The 3,693-nt window shown below is 64.6% G+C and carries 4 protein-coding genes and 1 riboswitch; of the genes, 1 reads left to right on the top strand and 3 read right to left on the bottom strand.

Annotated elements, in window-relative coordinates; translation table 11 throughout:
• The coding region (locus MOV75_RS30740; RefSeq protein WP_247007196.1) for an NAD(P)-binding domain-containing protein at positions 1-388 on the bottom strand (388 nt) is incomplete at its 3' end.
• A gap of 195 nt (positions 389-583) precedes the next feature.
• On the bottom strand, positions 584-1,084 hold the full coding sequence (locus MOV75_RS30745) for a YbjN domain-containing protein (RefSeq protein ID WP_246931119.1): 501 nt from the start codon (positions 1,082-1,084) through the stop codon (positions 584-586).
• A 452-nt stretch (positions 1,085-1,536) separates the two neighbouring features.
• Positions 1,537-1,695, top strand: a riboswitch (FMN riboswitch).
• Positions 1,696-1,772: 77 nt separating this feature from the next.
• Here MOV75_RS30745 and MOV75_RS30750 point away from each other — a divergent pair.
• Entirely contained in the window at positions 1,773-2,333 is a 561-nt protein-coding gene (locus MOV75_RS30750) for a 6,7-dimethyl-8-ribityllumazine synthase (RefSeq protein ID WP_246931120.1), read from the top strand.
• Between the two features lie 115 nt (positions 2,334-2,448).
• On the opposite strand, the gene MOV75_RS30755 is transcribed toward MOV75_RS30750, so the two are convergent.
• Positions 2,449-3,402, bottom strand: coding sequence for a ribose-phosphate pyrophosphokinase (locus MOV75_RS30755; protein WP_198963774.1), 954 nt, complete (start codon positions 3,400-3,402; stop codon positions 2,449-2,451).
• Positions 3,403-3,693 lie beyond the last annotated feature (291 nt).

A 3,693-nucleotide genomic window follows, 5' to 3' on the forward strand; every position in this document is an offset into this window, starting at 1 on the left:
CGGCCGGCGTGTTCGGCATCGCGCGCACCACGGCGCCGCCGCAGACCTCCTGGAGCGCGGCGATCGTGGTTCCCGCCATGATCGAGACCACGGATGTCTTCTCCGAGACGAACGATTTCAGCTTGGCGCCGGCCTCGCGGAACATCTGCGGTTTCACCGCGACGACCATCGTCTCGACCTGGCCGGCCGTCGTCACATCCGGATTGAGCATGACGCCCCTGGCGGCAAGCGCGGTGATCTCCGGCGAGAGATACGGATCGATCACGGCGACGCGGCGCGGGTCGAGCCCGCCCGAAAGCCACCCGGTCAGCATCGCGCCGCCCATCTTGCCGGCGCCGGCGAGGAGGATGGTGCCGGTGATGTTTTGGAGGAGGTTGCTATCTGCCATCGCCGTTGCCACGCGTTCGCTGTCGTCCCCGCGAAAGCGGGGACCCAAACCACAGGCGGTTCTAGTGGATGGAAGGCAGAGCAACAAGCGTTGTGCCAAAAGCGGCATCACGCGGTATGGGTCCCGGATCTTCGCTTCGCTCGTCCGGGACGACGTGGGGAGCGAGTGCGGCTCCCTTACGTCACGAGGCGAATCCTACGCCTCTCCGACCGTATCGAACATCGCCGCGTCCATCGCCTCGGTCGTGGTCTTGCCGGCCCACACCACGAACTGGAACGCCGGGAAGTAACGCTCGCAGGCGTGGATGGCGCCGGCGAGCATGGCTTCGCACTGCGCGGTCGAGGCGCTGAGGCCACCCGGCAGCACCAGAGCCTGGCGATGCATGACCATGCCGGTGGTGGTCCACAGGTCGAAATGGCCGACCCACAACTGCTCGTTCACGGCGGCGACGAGCCTCTGCACCTCGCCGCGGCGCGCAACGGGAATCTTCATGTCGAACGCGCAGGCCAGATGCAGCGCCTCGATCTCGCCCATCCAGGTGAAGGAGAGCTGATAGTCGGTCCATTGTCCCTTCGAGACAATCGTGAGTTCGTCTTCGCCGGAGCGTTCGAACGGCCAGTTGTTGCTGGCAGCGATATCCTCGACCACCGCGAGCGGATGGCTTTTGGAATCGATAGTGCCTTCGAGCAGGGACATGCCGTCTCGACCTCTTGCCTTTTTGTTGTCTTTGATACGCACGCGGCTGGCCCGGCGAACTCCCTCAACGTCGCTAGCGATCTCCTCGGAAGCGCTGCTGCGATCCCTTGGTGTCGCTCTTGCGATCCCCTTGGATCAGCGCGGGCCTGTCGCGGATCAAGTGATGTGATTTGCGGAATCTGCGCAACGGGGTCCCGAGTCCGTCCACAAGCCAGGACTCGTTCGTCCACAGCTCATCTCCGCCACAATTATTAACGCCGGGAGTGCCCAATCCGGATGGAGGAGAACAAACCGGAATCGGATCCAGGGGAGGGCGGCAAACGCTAATTCCGTGCGGCGGGGCCGCTCCCACGGCCGTGGCATGGGACCATGCGATTTGCCCATGCGGAACACGCTTGCCGCGACCGCGCGAGAGCTGCATATTTCCCGGCAGGTCGTTCATCCCGAACGGCCGATGTTCTCAGGGCGGGGTGAAAGTCCCCACCGGCGGTAAGGGCCGAAAGGCCTAAGCCCGCGAGCGCCTTCCGCGAGGGTTATCCCGAAGGGAAGGGTCAGCAGATTCGGTGCAACTCCGAAGCCGACGGTCATAGTCCGGATGAAAGAGAACGGTCGGTGGCAGACGCATCGCAAGATGCGGCTGTTTGTCGTTCCGTGTGCCCTGATTCTGGTCCTTAAACCGAGGAAAGCCATGAATCAGATGTTGCAAGATACCCAAGCCGAAACTTCCGAAGTCGTCCAACCGCCGGTTCCGCAAGGGCCCGCAACCGAGCACCCGCGCTTCGCAAAGCCGCAGCGGGTCGCCTTCGTGCAGGCCTGCTGGCACCGCGACGTGGTCGAGGAAGCCCGCATTGCCTTCGTGAGAGAGGCCGAGGCGCGGCACCTCACCCATGTCGACGTGTTCGAGGTGCCGGGCTCGTTCGAGATCCCGCTGCACGCGCAGGTCCTTGCCAAGACGCGGCGCTACACCGCGATCGTCGCCGCGGGCCTCGTCGTGGACGGCGGCATCTACCGCCACGAGTTCGTCGCCGACACCGTGATCAAGGCGCTGATGGACGTGCAGCTTCGCACCGAGGTGCCGGTGTTCTCAGCCGTGCTGACGCCGCAGCAATTCCACGAGACCGAGGTGCATTACGACTTCTTCCGCAAGCATTTCGCGATCAAGGGTGTCGAGGTCGCGGCCGCGTGCGCGGAGACGTTGCTTGGCCTCGAACGTCTGCGCGGCCAGGTCGCTGCGGGGATCGTGGGGTAGGCAGACTGCCGTAGGGTGGGCAAAGCGCAAGCGTGCCTACCTCTTTCTCGTGCGACAAAAAAGGTGGGCACGGCGCTTTGCGCCTTTGCCCACCCTACGAGACCGGGAACGAAAATCAGTCGAACAGGCTCGACACCGACTCTTCGGCTGCCGTGCGCGCGATCGCGTCGGAGATCAGGCTGGCGATCGGCAGCGTGCGGATGTTCGGCGCCTTGGTCACCGCCTCGGTCGGCAGGATCGAGTCGGTGATCACCAGCTCCTTCAGCCTGGAGTTCGTGATGCGGGCGGCCGCGCCGCCGGAGAGCACGCCGTGGGTGATGTAGGCGTAGACGTCTTTGGCGCCCTTGGCGATCAGCGCATCGGCCGCGTTCACCAGCGTGCCGCCGGAGTCCACGATGTCGTCGATCAGGATGCAGGTGTAGCCGGCGACGTCACCGATCACGTTCATGACCTCGGACTCGCCTGCACGTTCGCGGCGCTTGTCGACGATCGCCAGCGGGGTGTTGATGCGCTTGGCAAGGCCGCGCGCGCGGGCGACGCCGCCGACGTCAGGCGAGATCACCATCGTCTTGGAGAGATCGAACTTGTCCTTGATGTCGCGCACCATCAGCGGCGCGGCGTAGAGGTTGTCGGTCGGGATGTCGAAGAAGCCCTGGATCTGGCCGGCATGCAGGTCGAGCGTCATGACGCGGTCGACGCCGGCCTGCGTGATCAGATTGGCGACGAGCTTGGCCGAAATCGGCGTGCGCGAGCCCGATTTGCGGTCCTGCCGCGCGTAGCCGAAATAGGGCAGCACCGCGGTGATGCGGCGCGCCGAGGAGCGGCGCAGCGCGTCGGTGATGATCAGCAGCTCCATCAAATGGTCGTTGGCGGGGAACGAGGTCGACTGGATGATGAAGGCATCCGAGCCGCGGACGTTCTCCTGGATCTCGACGAAGATCTCCATGTCGGCGAAGCGCCGCACCACCGCCTTGGTCAGCGGCAGGTCGAGCCCTTGCGCGATGGCTTGAGCGAGGGCCGGATTGGAGTTGCCGGCGACGAGCTTGATGGAGCCGTTTTTGGCCGACATGGACGCTTCCTCCCGCGCTTTGCTGGATACGACGTTCAACATCTCAGATCCCACTGGAAGCACGGTTACGACGGGCGAGGAAATATCAGGCGCGAGGCTGCAATGGCAACCCGGGATGATACGTTTTCCCTCCGAAAATCCTGAGTCGGTCCAAAGGTTTGGCCGCGACTTGAGGCCGTGGTTTAGCGGGGGTTATCGCTCGGCATAGCCGAGGGCTGTGGCCGGCATATCCGGCGCGGGCGGGGCCGGAATGACGCTCGCCACCGCCGGTCCGCGCAAGCCCGGAGCCCC

The organism is Bradyrhizobium sp. PRIMUS42, from assembly GCF_023006515.1.
In the GTDB taxonomy this organism is placed as follows: domain Bacteria; phylum Pseudomonadota; class Alphaproteobacteria; order Rhizobiales; family Xanthobacteraceae; genus Bradyrhizobium.

Coding starts and splice junctions, on each gene's coding strand:
- MOV75_RS30755 (WP_198963774.1), bottom strand. CDS start 3,402: ATGTCGGCCAAAAACGGCTCCATCAAGCTCGTCGCCGGCAACTCCAAT.
- MOV75_RS30750 (WP_246931120.1), top strand. CDS start 1,773: ATGAATCAGATGTTGCAAGATACCCAAGCCGAAACTTCCGAAGTCGTC.
- MOV75_RS30745 (WP_246931119.1), bottom strand. CDS start 1,084: ATGTCCCTGCTCGAAGGCACTATCGATTCCAAAAGCCATCCGCTCGCG.